Origin of the sequence: Paenibacillus sp. N3.4 (assembly GCF_008017805.1) — a bacterium.
Taxonomy (GTDB): domain Bacteria; phylum Bacillota; class Bacilli; order Paenibacillales; family NBRC-103111; genus Paenibacillus_E.
Genome location: NZ_VRTT01000058.1, coordinates 17781 through 37183 on the forward strand (window position 1 = coordinate 17781; position 19403 = coordinate 37183).

General features: G+C 46.7%; 15 protein-coding genes and 1 pseudogene. 11 read left to right on the forward strand and 5 right to left on the reverse strand.

Annotation, left to right across the window (positions count from 1 at the left end; all coding sequences use genetic code 11):
- Nucleotides 1-3: 3 nt before the first annotated feature.
- Together FU659_RS24510 and FU659_RS24515 are read left to right on the forward strand one after the other, a co-directional pair.
- Nucleotides 4-1164 (forward strand): ABC transporter ATP-binding protein, encoded by a 1161-nt coding sequence (locus FU659_RS24510; protein ID WP_147949962.1) that lies wholly within the window; start codon nucleotides 4-6, stop codon nucleotides 1162-1164.
- The gene (locus FU659_RS24515; RefSeq protein WP_147949963.1) at nucleotides 1161-2141 is read left to right on the forward strand and encodes a ComEC/Rec2 family competence protein; all 981 of its coding nucleotides are present in this window, start codon (nucleotides 1161-1163) and stop codon (nucleotides 2139-2141) included. Before FU659_RS24510 ends, FU659_RS24515 begins: the two co-directional genes overlap by 4 nt.
- Nucleotides 2142-2186: 45 nt before the next feature.
- Here the strand turns inward: FU659_RS24515 and FU659_RS24520 are convergent, their stop codons facing one another.
- A complete protein-coding gene (locus FU659_RS24520; protein ID WP_147949983.1) occupies nucleotides 2187-3032 on the reverse strand; it encodes an aldo/keto reductase in 846 nt (281 codons plus the stop codon).
- A gap of 32 nt (nucleotides 3033-3064) precedes the next feature.
- Complete coding sequence (locus tag FU659_RS24525; protein WP_147949964.1) at nucleotides 3065-4282, reverse strand: MFS transporter; 1218 nt, start codon at nucleotides 4280-4282, stop codon at nucleotides 3065-3067.
- Between the two features lie 148 nt (nucleotides 4283-4430).
- Here FU659_RS24525 and FU659_RS24530 point away from each other — a divergent pair, with 148 nt between their 5' ends.
- From FU659_RS24530 to FU659_RS24545, 4 genes are all read left to right on the forward strand, one after another.
- Nucleotides 4431-4838 (forward strand): winged helix-turn-helix transcriptional regulator, encoded by a 408-nt coding sequence (locus FU659_RS24530; protein ID WP_147949984.1) that lies wholly within the window; start codon nucleotides 4431-4433, stop codon nucleotides 4836-4838.
- A 127-nt stretch (nucleotides 4839-4965) separates the two neighbouring features.
- Complete coding sequence (gene rlmN, locus FU659_RS24535; RefSeq protein WP_147949965.1) at nucleotides 4966-6045, forward strand: dual-specificity RNA methyltransferase RlmN; 1080 nt, start codon at nucleotides 4966-4968, stop codon at nucleotides 6043-6045.
- A gap of 43 nt (nucleotides 6046-6088) precedes the next feature.
- Entirely contained in the window at nucleotides 6089-6343 is a 255-nt protein-coding gene (locus FU659_RS24540; RefSeq protein WP_222708628.1) for a GNAT family N-acetyltransferase, read from the forward strand.
- Between the two features lie 97 nt (nucleotides 6344-6440).
- Nucleotides 6441-7901, forward strand: a complete 1461-nt coding sequence (locus FU659_RS24545; RefSeq protein ID WP_147949967.1) for a phospholipase D family protein — start codon at nucleotides 6441-6443, stop codon at nucleotides 7899-7901.
- Between the two features lie 62 nt (nucleotides 7902-7963).
- On the opposite strand, the gene thrC is transcribed toward FU659_RS24545, so the two are convergent.
- Nucleotides 7964-9352 carry a threonine synthase gene (gene thrC, locus FU659_RS24550; protein WP_147949968.1) on the reverse strand — a complete coding sequence of 463 codons (1389 nt, stop codon included), beginning with the start codon at nucleotides 9350-9352 and terminating at the stop codon, nucleotides 7964-7966.
- 149 nt (nucleotides 9353-9501) lie between these two features.
- The gene (locus tag FU659_RS24555) at nucleotides 9502-10545 is read right to left on the reverse strand and encodes a copper amine oxidase N-terminal domain-containing protein (RefSeq protein WP_261808023.1); all 1044 of its coding nucleotides are present in this window, start codon (nucleotides 10543-10545) and stop codon (nucleotides 9502-9504) included.
- A gap of 291 nt (nucleotides 10546-10836) precedes the next feature.
- Between FU659_RS24555 and FU659_RS24560 the strand changes: the two are divergent.
- The 3 genes and pseudogenes from FU659_RS24560 to speD all read left to right on the forward strand — a co-directional run bounded on the left by FU659_RS24560 (nucleotide 10837) and on the right by speD (nucleotide 13710).
- Nucleotides 10837-12374: pseudogene (locus tag FU659_RS24560) on the forward strand (GNAT family N-acetyltransferase).
- A 15-nt stretch (nucleotides 12375-12389) separates the two neighbouring features.
- Nucleotides 12390-13277, forward strand: a complete 888-nt coding sequence (locus tag FU659_RS24565) for a carbon-nitrogen hydrolase family protein (protein WP_147949969.1) — start codon at nucleotides 12390-12392, stop codon at nucleotides 13275-13277.
- Nucleotides 13278-13281: 4 nt separating this feature from the next.
- Nucleotides 13282-13710: an adenosylmethionine decarboxylase gene (gene speD, locus FU659_RS24570; RefSeq protein ID WP_147949970.1), complete on the forward strand. Its 429-nt coding sequence runs from the start codon at nucleotides 13282-13284 to the stop codon at nucleotides 13708-13710.
- Nucleotides 13711-13860: 150 nt separating this feature from the next.
- On the opposite strand, the gene FU659_RS24575 is transcribed toward speD, so the two are convergent.
- Nucleotides 13861-15549 carry a hypothetical protein gene (locus FU659_RS24575; protein ID WP_147949971.1) on the reverse strand — a complete coding sequence of 563 codons (1689 nt, stop codon included), beginning with the start codon at nucleotides 15547-15549 and terminating at the stop codon, nucleotides 13861-13863.
- Nucleotides 15550-15838: 289 nt separating this feature from the next.
- On the opposite strand from FU659_RS24575, the gene FU659_RS24580 reads away from it, so the two are divergent.
- Nucleotides 15839-17569, forward strand: a complete 1731-nt coding sequence (locus FU659_RS24580; RefSeq protein ID WP_187274366.1) for an ABC transporter ATP-binding protein — start codon at nucleotides 15839-15841, stop codon at nucleotides 17567-17569.
- A gap of 29 nt (nucleotides 17570-17598) precedes the next feature.
- On the forward strand, nucleotides 17599-19356 hold the full coding sequence (locus FU659_RS24585) for an ABC transporter ATP-binding protein (RefSeq protein WP_147949973.1): 1758 nt from the start codon (nucleotides 17599-17601) through the stop codon (nucleotides 19354-19356).
- Nucleotides 19357-19403: the final 47 nt, after the last annotated feature.

Below are 19403 nucleotides of genomic sequence, written 5' to 3' on the forward strand. Positions count from 1 at the left end.
ACGATGCAGATACATATAGAGGAATTGACAAAAAGCTACGCCAACAGCCGCGGCATTACAGGCATTAACCTTTGCTTGCCCGAACGCGGGCTTACTGCCATAGTTGGCCCCAGCGGCTGCGGCAAAACGACGCTGCTGCGCACACTGGCAGGCTTCCTTCAACCTGATTCTGGCCGGATTCGCTTCGGAGAAAGAGAGGTTACCTACGCGACACCGCAGCAGCGCGGAGCTACGATGGTTTTCCAAAACTACGCGCTTTGGCCGCACATGTCCGTTTTCGATAATGTGGCCTACGGCTTGAAGCTGCGCAAAGTTCCTGCTCAGGAAAGAGAACGCCTCGTGCTGGAGGTATTGGCGCGTGTGGAAATCGATCTGAGCGATATCAAAAAGCGGCGCCCGCAGCAGTATTCCGGCGGACAGCAGCAGCGTATCGCCTTGGCGAGAGCGCTTGTGGTTCAACCGGACCTGCTGCTGATGGATGAGCCCTTATCCAATCTCGATGCCAAGGTCAGGCAAAGGCTGCGGGTGGAGATAAGGCGCATTCAGCAATCGTTCGGCATTACAGCCCTGTACGTTACCCACGATCAGGAAGAAGCCTTGTCGATGGCAGACTACGTGGTCGTGATGAACGAAGGGCGAGTTGAGCAAGCGGGTACGCCTGAAGAGGTCTATCGGCAGCCTATCAGTTATTTCGCTGCCCACTTTCTGGGCGAAAGTCATACGCTGCAGGTGAGTCGTGGAGGGGAACCGCAGCGGCTCGTCCTTCGCTCTAATGATGCGCGTATTGGAGAGCGGTTGGAGGCGGCGGAACGGGACAAGGGCGAAACAGAAACAGTAGGCAAGAGCGTTGAGGATTTAGAGGCGTACGCTATGCAAGCGGAAGGAGGACTTCCGCAAGTTTATGAAGACAGCGAAGGCTGGTATCTATATGGTGAAGTACAGAACCATCTATTCGTAGGAGCTGTATACCGTCATTTGGTATCGGCATTTGGGCAATCTTGGTTCGTGGATGCAGAGTCTGCAAAACCATTTGGCACGTATTGTATCCGCATTCCGCGGGAGAAAGCATACTGGTTCGCAGTAGATCTGATGCAGCCGGATGGGGAGGCTGGGATGAAGGCAACTGCGGGTACAGCAACGAACAGAGAGGAGCAGGCAGTATGAAGGCGAGCGTCCACTTTTTAAATGTAGGTTGGGGGGATGCTCACTTCATACGTCTCCCCTCTGGCGCATTGACACTAATTGACGGAGGAGAGGAGGATTTACCTGAATCATGCGTTCCTCCAGAAGCTTGGATGGAGCGGCAGGGAGCGACCGAGTTAGCGTGGATGCTGTTAACGCATTTGCATGGCGACCATGTAAACGGGCTTTTGGAGGTTGCTAGGCGTTTTAAGGTTAGGCGAGCTGTACTTCCCTATGAGCCATTCGTACTTCCCATTGTATCGGCACAGCGGTTAGAAAACGATAGAAAGCTAGCTATTGTGTTCAAGCTGTTAAATCGTTACCTAGAGCTCGTTCAACTGCTTGAGCAAGCAGGAACGATCATCACATGGCGGCATCAACTCGGAAGCGAGGGACATGACTGCGTATGGTCAGAGGAAGGCTTCACGCTTAAACACCTGTATCCTTGGCACGACGATCCGCTTCCTGCCCATGTAGAATTAGGGAAGGCCTTAGAGGCTCTTACGCTTTCGGAAGAAGAGGGCTGCGTACGTTTAAAAGAATTCTACGAGCTGTCGAATCACGATAGCTCTGTGTATCGTCTTACTGCGGATAAGCAGCAGGGGCAGACCGAAGGGCTTGGCAGCGTGCTCTTCGGAGCCGATCAGCTTGAACCGGGCTGGCGCACGCTAGCGGCGCGTCAAGATATTCGCAGCCATGTATGGAAGGCTTCGCATCACGGCATGACCGATGGCGTGAACCCTCAACTGCTTCAGTTGATCCAGCCGCAGCATACGGTTATCCCGATCAGCTTGGAGCGAGCGGAATCGGAATCCCTCTATCCTCACTGGGAGCGGCTGAAGGAGCAAGGGGTGCTTCCAAGTTATTTTCTCACAGGCGCAATAAAGCCCGGAGAAGCTTTGGAAATCCCGGATCAACAGGGGATTGAAGTGTGGGTGGAGGGCCGGCTCACAACCTAATAAAGATAGCACCAGGTTATTAGCCGGGTGCTATCTTTATTGTAATTAAAAATCAAAATGATCCGGATCCGGGCCAACTCGCAGATTCTGATTCAGGTTATCGATTCGGTTCATATCAGCTTGGGTTAATTCAAAGTCGAAGACAGCGACATTCTCCACGATCCGATGTTCTTTGGTAGATTTCGGAATCGTGACGATGCCATGCTGCAAATCCCAACGGACAATCACTTGCGATATCGATTTGCCATATTGATCTGCGATTTCCTGTAAAACAGGGTTATCCAGCAATTTGCCTTGCATAAAAGGCGACCAAGCTTCCAGTTGAATGTTTTGTTCTTTGCAGAAGGGCATTAGCTCTGGCTGTATGAGATAGGGGTGTAATTCCACTTGGTTGACCATAGGCTTAAATTCAGCATCTTTCATCAGGTCCTCTAGGTGATGGATTTGGAAATTGCTTACCCCAATGGCTTTTACTCTTTTTTCTCTATAAAGTGTTTCAAGTGCTCGCCAAGCTTCTTTATATTTGCCTTTGACAGGCCAGTGAATGAGATATAAATCCAAATAGTCTAAACCCAGTTTATCTAGACTGGCTTCATAGGCAGCAAGTGTGGATTCATAGCCAAGATCAGCATTCCAAACTTTAGAGGTTACAAAAAGATCCTCTCTAGCGATATTATTTTCCGCCATAGCTTCTTGTAAACCTTGGCCCACACCTTTTTCGTTCCCATAAATGGCCGCTGTGTCGATACTCCGATAACCATGTTGAATGGCTGTTTTTACAGCATCCACTAGTTCAGAGCCTTCCTCGACTTTAAATACGCCAAGCCCCAACCAAGGCATTTGAATCCCATTGTGTAAGGTAGTTGTATCTTGTAAATGTTTCGCTGTCATCATGAATAGCCTCCAATAAAATGTTTAATAAATTACAAAGCAGCAGCCTGATCAGAGATGGACTGATCGGTCACGCCTTTTTTCTCTAAAGCGCGGCTCCAGCCTGTTAATAACACGGCCCCGAATACCATGAGAGCACCAACCCACGTTGTGTGTATAAGACCCATCTTGTCCATAATGAGACCACCCAAATAGGCACCAATGGCTATGCCCGCATTAAACGCGGCAATATTGACGGCAGAAGCCACATCTACTGCCTTTGGCGCATAGCGCTCCGCTAATGTCACTACATATACTTGTAAGCCAGGGACGTTCATGAAGGCGAATAAGCCCATAAAAAATATTGTGATTAAGCCAGCAACTGTATAAGGTGCAGTAAATGTCAAAATAAGAAGAACAATGGCTTGTATAGCAAACATATAGAACAAAGCTGTCAGCGGATTGCGGTTGGCCAATTTCCCTCCAATCACGTTTCCAATGGCTATAGCGATACCGTACAAAAGAAGAATGGCTGCTACGGTAGATTCCTTAAAACCTGTGATGTCGTGAAGTAGCGGGGATAAATAGGTGAACACGACAAACGTACCGCCGTAACCCAAGGCTGTAATGGCGAAGGCTAGCAGCAACCGACCATTCGTAATAATTTGCAATTGGTTGCGAAGCGGCGTTTGCGCAGCCTTTCGCAAGTTGGAAGGGACCAAAAACAGATTCGAGATGAGCGCGATAATACCGACAATAACAATCGCGATAAAAGCAGCGCGCCAACCCAAATGTTGACCCATATAGGTGCCTAAAGGCACCCCTGTTACTGTTGCGACGGTGAGCCCGGAGAACATGATCGAGATAGCACTTGCTCTGCGGTTCTCGGGTACGATATCCGCGGCGATGGTTGAACCGATGGACATGAAAACACCGTGTGCGAACGCGGAGATAACGCGAGCGATCAGCAGCAGAACAATCCCATCAGACAATGCTGCGAGTGTATTACCAATAATAAAAATAAGCATGATCCAGAGCAGCAAGGTCTTGCGAGAGACCCTCGATGTCAAGGATGTCAGAATCGGGGCTCCTAGTGTAACCCCTAGTGCGTACAAAGTGACGGTTAATCCGGATGTGGTAACAGATATGTGTAAGTCGTCAGCAATAAGGGGTAACAATCCCACGCTGATGAACTCCGTTGTCCCAATGGCAAAGGCACTTATGGCTAACGCAAGGAGGGCTAAAGTGCTTCTTTTTTTATCCAATAGCATTGTTTCACCCCTCAAGTATGGTAATGACCGGCCGGTAAATGCTATTATGAGGTATTCGATTATAAATGCATAGTACGTACTTTAAAGTACTATAGGTACTAAAAAGTACTGTAGGTAAGGTATTGAATATGTACGGGAGGAACAAATGATGATCAAAAAGAAATACAATATTTCCGTGGAAGCGACATTGGAAGTCATCGGTGGCAAATGGAAGTGCGTCATTCTTTGTCATTTGACACATGGCAAGAAACGTACGAGTGACCTAAAACGTATTATGCCCGCGATTACGCAAAAAATGTTAACGCAGCAGCTGAGGGAATTGGAACAGGCTGATATTGTGAATCGCATCAGTTATAATCAAGTTCCTCCCAAAGTAGAATACGAACTAAGTGAATATGGCTGGAGTTTAAAGCCGATATTGGATTCTCTTTGCGCTTGGGGCGAAACACATATTATCAAGGAATACGGCGATAAGTTTGCCGTTCTGGAAAATAACGGATTAAATAATCACGACACCGAAATATGGGCAGAAGAGGAGTCCAATGTGCTGGTGTAGCTACTGTTAAAACCGTGAAGTTGCCTTGCTTTCATAAAAAGAATCTGGGACAATGTAGAATAAGAATGTGTAAGCTGCGGCTGATTTATGAAGTCATCATTTTAAAGATTTGAAAAGAGGATAGCTAATGAAGAAGGAATCCATTTATGGATTGACGTTTGAGCAACTGGTAGCATGGCTGGGGGAACGCGGACACAGAAAATTCCGTGCCTCACAAGTGTGGGATTGGCTGTACAAGAAGCGGGTCAAGGATTTTTCCGCAATGATCGATGTAAATATAGACTGTATACAACTATTAGCTGATCACTTCGTTTTTCATACTATGAATGAACATGTGAAGCAGGAATCTGCGGACGGCACAATTAAATTTTTGTTCAAGCTGCAGGATGGTAATTTAATTGAAACCGTCCTGATGAGACATAAGTACGGCTTGTCCGTTTGTGTGACGACTCAAGTCGGTTGTAACATTGGCTGCAGCTTCTGTGCAAGTGGGCTATTGGCCAAAAAACGTGATTTATCCAGTGGCGAAATTGTCGAACAAATTATGAAAGCACAGCAGCATCTTGATGCTAAAGAGCTGGATGAACATGTGAGTCATATTGTTGTCATGGGGATTGGGGAACCGTTCGATAATTTCGAGAATATGGTCAGCTTCATCCAAGTTGTTGTGGATCAGAAAGGCTTAGCTTTAGCAGCCAGACATATCACAGTTTCGACAAGTGGTCTTGCTGATAAAATTATTGAATTCGCCGACATTAATTTGAAAGTTAACTTAGCGATTTCCTTACATGCGCCCAATAATGAACTTCGAACGCGGATTATGAAAATAAACCGTGGCATTCCTATCGAGAAATTAATGCAAGCGATCGATTACTATCTGGAGAAAACAAACCGAAGAATTACGCTGGAATACATTCTGTTGAAGGATGTTAATGATCAAAAGGAGCACGCGCTGGAACTCGCCGAACTTGTGGGACATAGACGGCAGCTGGCTAATGTGAACTTGATTCCGTACAATCCGGTGGATGAACATAGCCAATACCAAAGAAGCGAACGGGAATCCGTGCGAGCCTTCTATGACACTTTGAAAAAGCAAGGGGTCAGTTGCAGTGTTCGTCTTGAGCATGGAACAGATATAGATGCGGCTTGTGGGCAATTGCGAAGCAAGCAAATCAAAGAGTCCAAGGATCAGGCTGTCGTCGGGTAAAAGAAATACCTTACGAAGGATACCAACCAAGGACGCCAACTTTTTGATAGAAACAGATTTGGATGCTAATCCAGGTCTGTTTTTTCGTGTGCGTAGGCGTCGCAAGGGTGTTGCTCAAGCGTTAATGGCAGAGCTTGAGCGATTAGCGACTGAATTTGGATATACTAGTATCAAGCTGCAGACGGGTCCAGCTCAACCGGAAGCAGCAGCGCTCTACGAACGAGTGGGATACTACAGGATTCCTCGCTTTAGCGGGGATTGGGAGCTTGTGTTAGCTTTTCAGAAAGATTTGAAATAAGCAGTCCTTCCCTACAAGGCCTTCCTGAAAATTGGTTCATTTCTCTCCGTATGCGTTACTACCTAGATAGATGGATCAATGGGAAGGAAGGCAGCTTATGAAAGATGTGCACACACTTAAAAAGAAGCGAAAGAAGCGATGGCTGCTAGTTATTATAGCTTTTATCATGTTGTATGCAGCTGTCATTGTGTATCAAACGCATAAGCCTTTGCCTGCAGGTCTTTCGATGGAAGGCCCCATACATCGTGTGACAGATGCGGATATAGAATTCCTTTCGGATCTGACTTATAAAGGAAAATTGCAGGACCGAATCAATCAGGAACAAATGATTTTCGATCATATCTATCAAGCGATTGAAGCTGCGCGGCAATTTGTCGTTATCGATATGTTTTTAATCAATGGCTACTACAAAACAGGACAATCGTTCCCTCCACTTAGTCGTATGTTTATCGATAAGCTCATCGCCCAAAAAGAGAAGTATCCAGATCTGGACATGGTAGTTATTACAGATGAAATCAACACCTCTTACGGTTCACATGCCTCACCGGAGCTTGAACGCTTAAAAGGCGCCGGTATCCGCACTGTGATTACGAATGTAGATGCACTGCGTGACTCCAATCCGCTGTATTCGGCCGGGTGGCGTATCTTCGTGCAATGGTTTGGACAGTCAGGTCGAGGTTGGCTGCCGAATTCGATGTCCGACAAAGCCCCGGATATGACACTGCGTTCATATATGAAGCTGCTGAACGCCAAAGCCAATCATCGTAAGGTCATCGCCACGGAGAAGACACTGATCGTACCTAGTGGCAATGCGCATGATGCCAGCTCCTATAACTCGAACAGCGGCTTTGAAATCAAAGGGAACATCATTGGCGACGCTTTGGAGAGTGAGCAGGCTGTTATGAACTTGTCGGACTCGCCGATGCAATTGCCCACATACAACCGAATAGGCCAAGAAAATGGGGACATAGAGGTACGTCTTTTAACTGAGGGGAAAATTTTGAACCATTTGCGGAATGAAATAACAGAGGCCAAATTAGGAGATACGTTGTGGATGGGTATGTTCTATCTGGCGGATCGAGAAGTGATTCAGCTGCTTTTGCAAGCAGCCGATCGTGGCGTTCAAGTCAAACTCATTCTGGATCCGAATGAAAGCGCGTTTGGCAACGGTAAAATCGGTATCCCCAATCGACCTGTAGCTTCCGAGTTATTAGAGAAATCCCATAACCGAATTGAAATTCGCTGGTATCATACGACGCAGGAACAATATCATACGAAGTTGATGTTGGTTGAGCATGAAGGACGTGCCGTCATACAAAATGGATCAGCGAACTTTACAACGCGTAATCTGGCCGATCTAAATTTGGAAACGAATATCGAGGTGTCTGCTCCTCTCACAAGTAAGCTAGCGCAGGATGTTCAACGGTATTTTTTGAAAATTTGGCGTAATGATGGAGCAGAGTACACCTTGGATGCCAGCTCCTATAAAGATAAATCGATAGGGGTGAAACGTGTCCTCTATAAGCTGCAGGACTGGCTCGATTTTACTACGTTCTAGATGTATAAAAAAAGAAAAGCACCCAGACCTGATGTCTAGATGCTTCTTTTTGGTTGACTAACCTAGAAAAACTTAACCAATTGCTCTTTAATTTCATCATTCGAACCGCCTACGACGGTTTGGAACTGTTTTTTATCGAATAAGGCCTGAATTTGTTCGGGGTAAGTCTGTTCAATATCGCGTAGACGAATGGATTCGTCGAATTTAGCCGGATGGGCTGTCGAGAGTGCAACCATGACCTCGCCATCAACCGCAAGCTTGTCGGCCGCGGCTACACCGCAAGCGGTATGCGGATCAAGGAGATAGTTATAGTTCTCATAGTAGGTACTAATTGTATCTAGGCACTCTTCGTTCTGTACGCCATACGCCGCGAAGTCCGCTTGCACAGTCTGAAGCTTGTCGGCAGGAATCGTGACCCGACCCTCAGCTTTGAATTGTTCCATGATTGCTGTAACGGCCTCCGCGTCTTCACCATACAGGTAAAACAAGTAACGTTCGAAATTGCTGGCAACCTGAATGTCCATAGAGGGACTGTGGGTTCCCCGGAAAGCGCCTGGTTGGTAGACACCTTCATGAACGAAGCGCTCCAGAATGTTGTTCTCGTTCGTTGCCAAGATGAGCTTATTAATCGGAAGTCCCATCTTCTGAGCAAGGTAACCGGCGAAAATATCCCCAAAGTTGCCTGTCGGCACACTAAAGTTAACTTTTCCGACTTGTTCTTGATCAGCCAACCGGAAGTAGGCATAGAAGTAATAGACGGTTTGCGCCAAAATACGGGCGATATTGATTGAGTTAATAGCACGCAAGTGGTAGTGGTGCTTGAACGCTACATCGGCGAATAGCTCTTTGATGATGCGCTGACAGTCATCGAAAGTACCTTCAACGGCAAGATTCAAGACATTTGCGTCTTCTACGGTTGTCATCTGGAGCTCTTGCACCTTGCTAACCTTCTGGTGAGGATGCAGGATGCAGATACGAATTCCTTCTTTACCGCGCACACCTTCAATCGCTGAGGCTCCTGTATCTCCGGAAGTTGCTCCGAGAATATGGATGATCGAATTGGTCTTGCGGGATACGTAGGAATAGAGGTTGCCTAGGAATTGCAGGGCAATGTCTTTGAAAGCAAACGTTGGTCCGTGGAACAATTCCAGTACATACATGCCGTCATGCAGGCGACGTACAGGTGTTACGGCCTCATCACGAAACGTCGCATAGCTGTCGTCCACCAACTGCTTCAGATCCTCACGCGGGATTTCGTTGTTCACGTAGAGAGAGAAGATTTCTAGCGCTAGCTCTGAATAGGAGAGCTTCTGCCAGGCTTGAAGCGTATCTGCTGATAGTTGCGGAATATGCTTGGGAACAAGCAAACCGCCGTCGTCAGCCAATCCCATCAGGATGGCATCGATGAAGCCAATGGCTTCTACTTTTCCTCGTGTGCTAATGTAGTCCATATCCATTAAGTCCCCTTATAAGCGAGTGAATTTTCAGTTATTGTAACAAAAATAAGGCCATTTGGACAGTAAAGGAGAAATTCTTTTCCTGCTAAATCATAAAATAAGACCTTGTTCCATGTCTACCCAGGTAGATGGAACAAGGTCTTTCATGCATGACTACTCGGCTTTATCGCCAACGACGATTTTCCAAGCGTGCCGATAGGCGGCAAGCTTTTGGTTAATACAGGTTTGTAGAAACCTATGACTTGCGCTCCCTTAATTAACGCGCTTTTCTCCAGAACTTCACCATCTTTGTTAATCAGGGAAGTATCTTTGTTCAGGTGAAGGACAACTTCGTTAGGCGTCTGCTCATTTAATCCTGCCCCTTTGATGTGGACACTCACATTACCTTGATCATCTTGCTGTACTTCTTCGATCAGTCCAGATGTGCCCAGCATATCGGTTTGTCTGTTGGTGTCCAGCACTGTAATTCGGTACGTTGGTGTTTGTGGCGGCAAGCTGAGTGTGGCGATTTCAGAATGCTCGGCAGAAACAGTTAAGCCTACATGAAGATCGGAGAGCTTCAAGGCTGTGTCATCCAACATGCGGTACGTCGTATCTTTGCCCACATTAAGGACGATTCCTTCAGTTCCCACGCCTTGAATGTGAATGGAGGCATAGTCAACTGATTGATTGATGGAGGTTATCACGCCCGTAGTTTGAACATGCTTGACCTGCTCGGCAAGCTCGATGGAAACGGCGCTTCCTTTAGCAGCAACAGATCCATGCAGCACTTCGCTGACGAAGGAGGCAGGCACGTAAAGCTTGTTATCGACCAGTTCAGGAGCCACCCCGAGTGAAGTAAACATTTTATTGATGACATAGCGATCTTCGCCAGTCTTGACGGTTGTAAAGGTGTTATTTTTCTTCAGATCGACAGACATCGTTTCTTGATTCCAAGTAAGGTCGAAGCCAAGGGTTTCTGTCACAGCTCGCAAAGGAAGCATGGGCTCTTTACCGGCTGGTTTCTGATAGCCATGCTCGGCAATCGATTGACCATTGACTTGAATGGTAATCGCTTGTGAAGAGGCTTGAGTAACGACAGGCAATACGGAATTTGTTGGGACTGCTACAGCATCATTGGTTGCGGCGTAAGCTGCCCCGGTTGTCATCATGCTAGAAAGGGCTAGAACGACTAGGCTTTTTTTCATTGTGGGTTTCATTGGTGTATGTCCTCTCTGTATGTAAATTGGATTTGTGTTTGTTTCCTATTCTCTTTAACGAAATGAAGTTGAATAATGTTGCAGCAATTGTACATGGATCGTTGATCTAAAACGCGGATCCTTCCGTAGTGATCGGGTCTTCTTTTTGTCCGGAAGCATGGCGCATGAGGATTTTGCTGAATCTTGTCAGATTTAACAAATCGTTTACATGCCACTAATACTGGTCATAAAGTCCAGACGTATAATGATGACAAACCCATGCTGAGATGAGGAGAAAATATGACATCCGATCAAATTTCCCAATTTGAAAAGAAAATGATTATTCGTACCATTGAAGCAGCCGATATTCCCAAAATTATAGCCTTGCAGGACATTTGCTTTCCCAATATGAATCCTTGGAAAATAGATCAAATGGAAAGCCATATCCGTATTTTTCCGGAAGGGCAAATCTGTGTGGAGTTGGATGGCGATATCATTGGCTCTTGTTCCAGTCTGATCGTAAACTTCGATGACTATTTGGAACAACACACTTACTCGGAGATTACCGATAAAGGTTACATTCGCAATCATAATCCCCGTGGTGAAAGCTTATACGGGATGGAAGTGATGGTGCATCCTGACTATCGACGAATGAAAATTGGCCGAAGGCTGTATGAAGCACGCAAGCGTCTGTCCGAAAAGCTCAACTTAAAAAGCATCATCGTTGGTGGTCGTATTCCCGGCTATCACAAATATAATGACAAAATGTCACCACGAGAATATGCGGAAGAAGTGCTTCAGCAAAATATTTACGATCCGGTGCTTACCTTTCAAATGATGAATGGTTTCACGTTGAAGCGGATTATCACCAATTATTTATCCGATGACGAAGATTCGATGAACTTCGCGGCTTTGCTCGAATGGAACAATATCGACTACAAACCAAGCAATAGTAAGACGCATTATAAGCTCTCTTTTCCCGTGCGTATTTGTGTCATTCAATACATGATGAAGAAAATCGATTCCTTTGAAGAATTTGCCACACAATGCGAGCATTATGTGGATGTATCGGCCGATTATAAGTCGGACTTCGCCGTCTTTCCGGAAATGTTACGATGCAGCTGCTCTCGTTTCTAGAAGAGCGTTCCCCAAGCTTGGCAGTGCGGAAACTAAGCACATTTACGACCCAATATATGGAGCTTTTCACGGAATTAGCGGTCAAATATAATGTAAATATTATCGGAGGTTCGCATTTCGTCGAGAAAAACAATCGCATTTATAATGTCGGTCACCTCTTCCGACGGGATGGTACAATTGCGCAGCAATATAAGCTTCATATTTCTCCGAATGAACGGAAATGGTGGGGAATTAACGGCGGTTCGAAGCTGGAAGTCTTCGATACCGATTGCGGCAAAATTTCGATCCAGCTGAGCAGTGACATCGAGTATCCGGAGATCTCGCGTATTGTAGCCGAAGAAGGGGCACAAATCATTTTCGTGCCTTTCTGTGCGGAGGATCGTCAAGCCTTTCTGCGCGTGAAATATTGCGCGCAAGCGCGGGCGATCGAGAATCAGGTGTTTACCGTCACCTCAGGCACCGTTGGGAATTTGACTCATGTGGATAATGTCGATATTCAATATGCCCAGTCCGGTGTCTATACGCCAACGGAGTTCTCGTTTCCACGTGATGGAATCGCCGGAGAATGCAGTGAAAACACAGAAACGGTCATTATGGCCGAGGTCGATATGGAAATTTTACAGCGTCATCGTAAGTCCAAGGATGTGTTGACGTTTCGGGACCGCCGAACGGATATTTACTCTCTGCAAATTCGTTCGTAGAAAAGGGAGCTGCTCATGAACCATCTTATCGTTGCCACTGTCCAGTACGGACTTTCAGACATACAGTCAGAAGAACAATTCTGGGCGGGACTAGCCGCCAAACTGCACGAGGCAAAAGAGCACGGGGCGAATCTTATCGTCTTTCCTGAATATGTCACGGCGCATATGCTCAGCTATGAACCGGTTATGACACATGAAGCCGCATGCAGGCAATTGGATGGTCATACGGAGGCCTATATCTCATTTTTTCAAACATATAGTCGTGAATTAAATATGATCATTCTCGGTGGTACTCACATTTGCAAGGAAAAGCAAGGGTTTGTTAATAAAGCTTTCCTGTTTTTTCCGGATGGTCGTATAGAGGTGCAAAACAAGCTGCATTTGACACCGGAGGAACGAAACCGCTGGTCACTCACGGAGGGAGACAAGCTGAATGTCATAGAAACCGAGTGGGGGCTTCTAGCTATTCTCACTTGCTATGATATTGAGTTTCCCGAACTTGCAAGAATGGCAGCTGTGCAGGGTGTGGAAATGATTTTATGCCCATCGTACACAGATACGTCATTTGGCTACCATCGCGTACGTCATTGCTGCCAAGCTCGAGCCATTGAAAATCAACTTTTTGTTGTACTCAGCGGTATGGTAGGATCTCTTCCCGAGGATCGTCCTCAGGTCGATGAAGGGTATTGCCAGGCGGGCGTTTTTACACCATGTGATCTACCTTTTAAAGAAGCGGGAATTCTGCAAACTGGCGAGCTAAACCAAGATATGGTTGTCATGGCGGAGCTGGATTTCTCCGAACTGGCTAACAATCGTAAACAGGGTGTTGTGTCGCCATTTTATGATCGCCGACCAGCCCTGTATGAGCAGGCAATGGAAAAAATGTTAATAGGGGAGCGCTGAAGCAATGGAATATTCAACGTACGGGCGTCATGTTGCTGTGGATGCATGGGGCGTTTGTTTTGATCGTCTGAATGATGCAGACCTGTTAAGCAAACAAATGGTTCAAGCAGCTGAGACGAGCGGAGCAACCATCCTTTCCATACAGGCTAAGCAATTCGAACCGCAAGGTGCGACGGTGCTCATTTTATTATCGGAGAGCCACATGTCGATTCATACGTATCCGGAAAAAGGCTTCGCAGCCCTGGATTGCTATACGTGCGGCGAAACCGTTGATCCGAATGTAGCGATTGATGCCATGCTCGCCTTCTTGCAACCGAAATCGACTGCTCAAGTTAAGATAACCAGAGGCATGGGGGCCCTGGACGTGACTATCTCTGAACCAGAGGCTGCTGAAGCTTCCAAGCTCATTTCAATCACGAAAAATGCTCGATAATAAAAAGGCGTTCTCCTCGTCACTTTGTGACAGAAGGGAACGCCTTTTTCATTAGAAAGTATATGTCTATCCACTTGCTGCGCATCTACCTCGACAAACTCGCTCGTCCTTGAAGGACGACGAAGTCGTATATCCCAGTGGGGATATAGACTATTCGTTAATGCTTAGAAGCTTACTGACTCCTGCCGCATAATCGGTTTTAAACACGGCTGCATCATCTTCGCTGACACTTCCAGCGGCTACGTAGGCATTGATATTTTCGTTCGCGTGAGCCAACAATTTATAGAGCAAGGAATCGGAATCGGTTTGAGCCGCTTTGGCCAAACTTTGACCTTGTGCTACAGATTTGGTCAAATCAGCAGCTTCGATATTCGAAACGGCAGCGGCATCATTAATGATACGGTCCAACCGTTCTGCCAAGTAGCTTTTCGTATCAATCGGGATCTTGTAGCCTCGTATGCCGATGGCATTACTCAGCTGAGCATAAGCATCTTGTTCCGTTGCCGTTTTATCAGCGGCATTCAACCAGCCATTTGTAACCGCAAGGTTTAAGTAGTTATCTACTCTTGATTGCAGCACGCTGAGCAGCTCGCCGTCTGCGAGGTTGGTTGCCTCTACCAGAGATTTTCCTGAATCTAACGCAGCCTGCAGATCACCTACAGAAGAACTGGTGTATCCGGCGCTGTCGCTAATGATGGATCGCAAGCTCTCAGCAGCGATGTCTTTGTTGCTGGTGCCGCTCACGCTCTGTCCGTATCCGCTTTGTGTAATGGCGGCATCCAGTTGTTTGGCAGCACTTTGTTCGAGCTCGGTGGCTAATTTAGCTGAAATATTGCCGGCTTGCCATTCGGTTTCAATCCCCTGGTTTACGTTGCTCGTTAATTGGGAGAGTAGGTCGTCATAGGTCAGCCCTGATGCTGAAACCAAGTCTTGCCCAGCGCTCAAAGCGTTGGTGATATCGCTAAGGTCTTTACTTGCGAAGATAGCGGTTGTTTGAATCGTCGTATCCAATTTATCAGCAAGAACGGACTGTCCGTATTTCTCCATCCAACTCGTTGTTGGTATATCGTAACCTTCCTCACTGACAATCTTTTGCACAGCTTCAGCCCCAGTTTGCTCGGTTTTATCGAGAAGGTCCGCTTGAAGCTGACCGGTTGTTACAGCCGCCTGCAGGTCACTATTCAGTAAGGCTGTCAAAGAGTCCGTTAATGTGCCGGCGTCAATCCCTGCAGCTTCCGCTAAGCTTTGCCCATTGCGAAGGGCTGCTCGCAGTTGAGAGGAGTTCGTATCTGTTGCGATCCCTACTGTGTCCGAGAGGATGTTTTGCAGGCGATGATGAATAATGGCAGATCCATTATCATTTATAGATGTTGTAAAGGCCGCTTTGCTCCAATTTCCAGAAACGAGATTATTGATTTGAGAAGTGGCAAGCTGTTGAAGTTGCGTGGATTCTTTCTGTGTGAGATCACCTTCTTGAACCTGAGAAGCAAGATCTTGGGCTAAGGAATCGGACAGCTTTGAGACCAAATCAGACTGATCTAGTCCAGAAGCGGCTGCCAGGCTTTGATTATTTTCAAGTGAATTACGCACATCGTCTGTCTCTTTGCCTGATGCATCGGCGGTATATTCGTCTAGTTTGCTAAACCAGTTGTTTAATACCAAGGTAGGATAATCAACAGTTACTGCTGAAGCCGCATCTAAAGTTGCTGCTGCCTCTTGTGCCTGACTGCCAGTCGTCTGAGCATCACTCGCGTACGCTGAATGTACCGGTAATACAAGGCCGCTTGTCGAAGTGGCCAGGACGGCTACCCCCATTAACACTACAAATTGCTTTTTCATAAAACACGCCTACCTTCCGAATAATTTTGCCAGTTTTTTCTTCTGGTCTCTACAAATTGAAGTATAGATTTCTCACCTGAATTTGGTATGAAGGAATCCTGAAAAGCAGCTTATTTTCAGCTGAATTATTTCTGAGTGAATGCTGAGGAAGTGCTGAATCTAAAATCGATGCTAATGGAGCGGAAATTTTCATTTTAAAATAAATTGGCGTAGACTTGATGACACGTAATCTATAGAATCAATTGTGCACACTATTGAACAGAAAGAGGTGGGAGTTTTGTCTTTTGTCATGAAGTTGCGGTGGTTTTTCAAATGGAGATGGGGACATTACGCGTTAGCCATCAGTTTACTGATTGCTGTTAACTTATTGTCAACCATACCACCCAAAATGATTGGGAATACGATTGATCAAATTCGTAAAGGTAATCTAACGGCAGAGAACCTAAGTCAGACGGTATTGCTGCTTGTAGGTCTTTCTCTTCTTCTATATGGAATGGCTTATGTGTGGATTACGACGTTATTCGGAAACTCGGCGTTAATCGAGAAGGTGCTTCGTGGACGGTTATTGGCACATCTGACGAAAATGTCACCTGGTTTCTTTCAGCGAAACAGTACGGGGCAATTAATGGCGCTTGCTACCAATGATGTGCTTGCTATTGGTCAAACATCCGGCTATGGTGTGATGACACTTGTCAGTACCCTAGTTGGAGCGTCGGTGGTCATTATTACGATGGTTTCTCTCATCAGCTTCAAATTGATGCTTGCCGCGTTAATTCCGCTGCCTTTTTTGGCCTTGGTCATTAGCAAGCTTGGTAAAAAAGTGCGAACTCGGTTTCTTGCGGCGCAAGCTTCCTTCGGACATATGAATGAACATGCGCTGGAATCTATTTCAGGAATTCGCGTCATTCGTTCCTATGTGCAGGAGGATGCTGATCTAGTGGCTTTTGATCGCGTAACTTCGGATGTAATGAATAAGAATAAACGGGTTTCTATGCTGAATGCTCTTTTTCAGCCACTCACTTCGCTGATCGTTGGGGTGAGCTATTCCATCGGGATCGGATACGGCTCGTATTTGGTTTTTCAAGGCGAAATTACGCTGGGCCAACTGATTTCTTTCAATATCTACTTAGGCATGCTGATCTGGCCGATGATTTCCTTCGGTGAATTTATTAATGTGCTTCAGCGTGGCAGCGCATCGGCGGATCGTTTGGACACCGCTTTAACACAGAAAGCAGATATTTTCGATGCTGAAGCGACGATTGCGGTGAAGGTGCCGGAACGTATCGAGATGAAGGGATTAACATTTACCTACCCGACTGCCAATCATGCGAGCTTAGTTAATGTTTCCTTTCAATTAGAGCGAGGTCAGACGCTAGGCATTGTAGGTAAAACGGGCAGTGGAAAGAGCACGCTGCTGAAGCAGCTTCTGAGGCAGTACCCGATTGATGCAGAGAAACTGCTGATCGCGAATGTGCCGATTGAGCACATCGCTTTGGATCAGGTGAAGCGTTGGGTGGCCTATGTTCCGCAGGAACACCTGCTGCTTTCGAAGTCCATTCGCGACAATGTGGCGCTAGGTAAGCACGATGCTTCGCCGGAAGAAATTGCGAGAGCCATCGAGATGGCCTCCTTCACCCAAGACGTGGAGCAAATGACGGAGGGTCTATCGACCATTGTCGGCGAGAATGGGGTCATGCTGTCGGGGGGGCAGAAGCAGCGTCTCGCAATTGCGCGTGCACTTCTTATCGATTCGGAAATTCTTCTTCTCGACGATTCTCTCTCTGCTGTAGATGCGCGTACCGAAAGTCGGATTCTCCAGCATATTCGCAAGGAACGAGCAGGGCGGACGACTTTAATTACTACGCATCGGTTATCTGCGGTAAGTCATGCCAATTGGATCCTTGTCCTGGATGAGGGACGGGTTGTAGAGGAAGGTACCCACGAAGAGCTGATGCTATTCGGCGGTTGGTACCGGGAGCAGTGGGAACGACAGCAAATGGAAGCTAGTTTGGAAGAATGAAGCGAGTAAAGGCGAAGGAGGATCCGATTATGCACAAACCGTCCACGACGAGAAGACTACTCGCGTATGCTCTCGTCTACAAGTTCAGAATCATCGGTGCGCTGCTCATTCTTTGTTGTGCGGTAGGCGCCGAGCTGGGCGGACCTTATATAACCAAAACGATTATCGATCAGCATCTGTCTCCTGACACGCGTGATCTAACGCCTGTCCTGCAATTGCTTGGTTTGTATATGGGCCTTCTCCTTACGGCTAGCATCTGCAATTATGCGCAGGCTTATTTACTTCAATCCACGGCATTGCAAATCATTAAAAATATGCGCATGGACTTGATGCGTCACATTCAACGCATATCGTTGCGCTATTTCGACAACACACCAATTGGGCAAGTGGTATCGAGAATTGCCAATGATACAGAAGCGGTGCGGGATTTATTCATGAGCTTCATGGCTACATTCGTCGTGAGCATGATGCAGTTAGCCGGTATATTTGTGGCCTTGTTCATCTTGGACTGGCATCTGGCTGCCTATTGTCTCGTGCTGCCGCCGATCTTTGCAGTTATCATGACGATTCATTTGAAATATTCGAAGATTTTCATTACCATCATGCGAGCACGGCTCAGCGATATGAACGCGATGATTAATGAATCGATTGTCGTGATGCCGATTATTCAGGCTTTTCGTCGGGAAAAAGTGACGCTGGAGGAATTCGAAGTACTCAATAAAGACCGGTATGTGAACCAAATTAAGCAATTTAGAATCTTTTCCTTATCCTCTCGTAACATTGTAGGTACGATTGGCAGCTTAGTCACAGCGATGGTCATTTGGTATTTTGGCCGCGAATCACTGCAAACCCTTATTTCCTTCGGAGTATTTTATGCATTTATCGATTATCTGGGCCGGATCTTTCAACCCATCATCGGAATTTTCGATCAGCTGACGAATGCGCAAAGAGCGTTTGTGTCCGCGGAGAAAGTGTTCACGATTCTTGATATGGAAGGTCAAGAGGTAGAAAAGACGGACCAAGTCAGCCGGCCGGAAGGTATTGTGAAATTCGATAACGTTACGTTTGCTTATAAAGAAGGAGAACCTGTGCTGAAGCACATTTCTTTCGAGGCTCGCAAGGGAGAGACGATAGCGCTCGTTGGTCACACAGGTTCAGGCAAAAGCTCGATTATGAACCTGCTGCTTGGTTTCTATGAAGCTAATGAAGGTTCCATTACGATTGATGGCCGCGATATTACAACGATGTCCAAACAAGCACTGCGCAAACATATGGGTATTGTTTTACAGGATCCATTCTTGTTCGCAGGGGATATTAAATTTAATGTAGGTCTGTACAATGAGGGAATTTCGCTGGATCGTGTAAAAAATGCGCTGAAAGACGTGGGCGCGGCGCCGTTCATCGAGCAACTGCCGAACGGTTACGATGAGCAGGTTGTGGAGCGGGGCAGCACGTTATCCTCCGGACAACGACAGCTTATCTCCTTTGCCAGAGCATTAGCCTTTGATCCTTCCATCCTGATTCTGGATGAAGCGACAGCCAGCATCGACAGCGAGACGGAAGGGCTGATCCAGAAAGCGCTGAAGGTAGTTAGCGAGGGTCGTACAACCTTGGTTATCGCGCATAGACTGTCTACCATTCGAGATGCGGATCAGATTCTGGTGCTGCATCGCGGCGAGATTGCTGAACGAGGTAATCATGAGGCGCTCATGGCGCTGGGAGGTCGATACGCAAAGATGTATCAGCTGCAAAAAGGGGATCCTGCTATTTCCAATGCAGCGGGCTGATTCAAGTCATCGGCATCGGCTTCCTGCACCATTTCCATTTTAGGTTT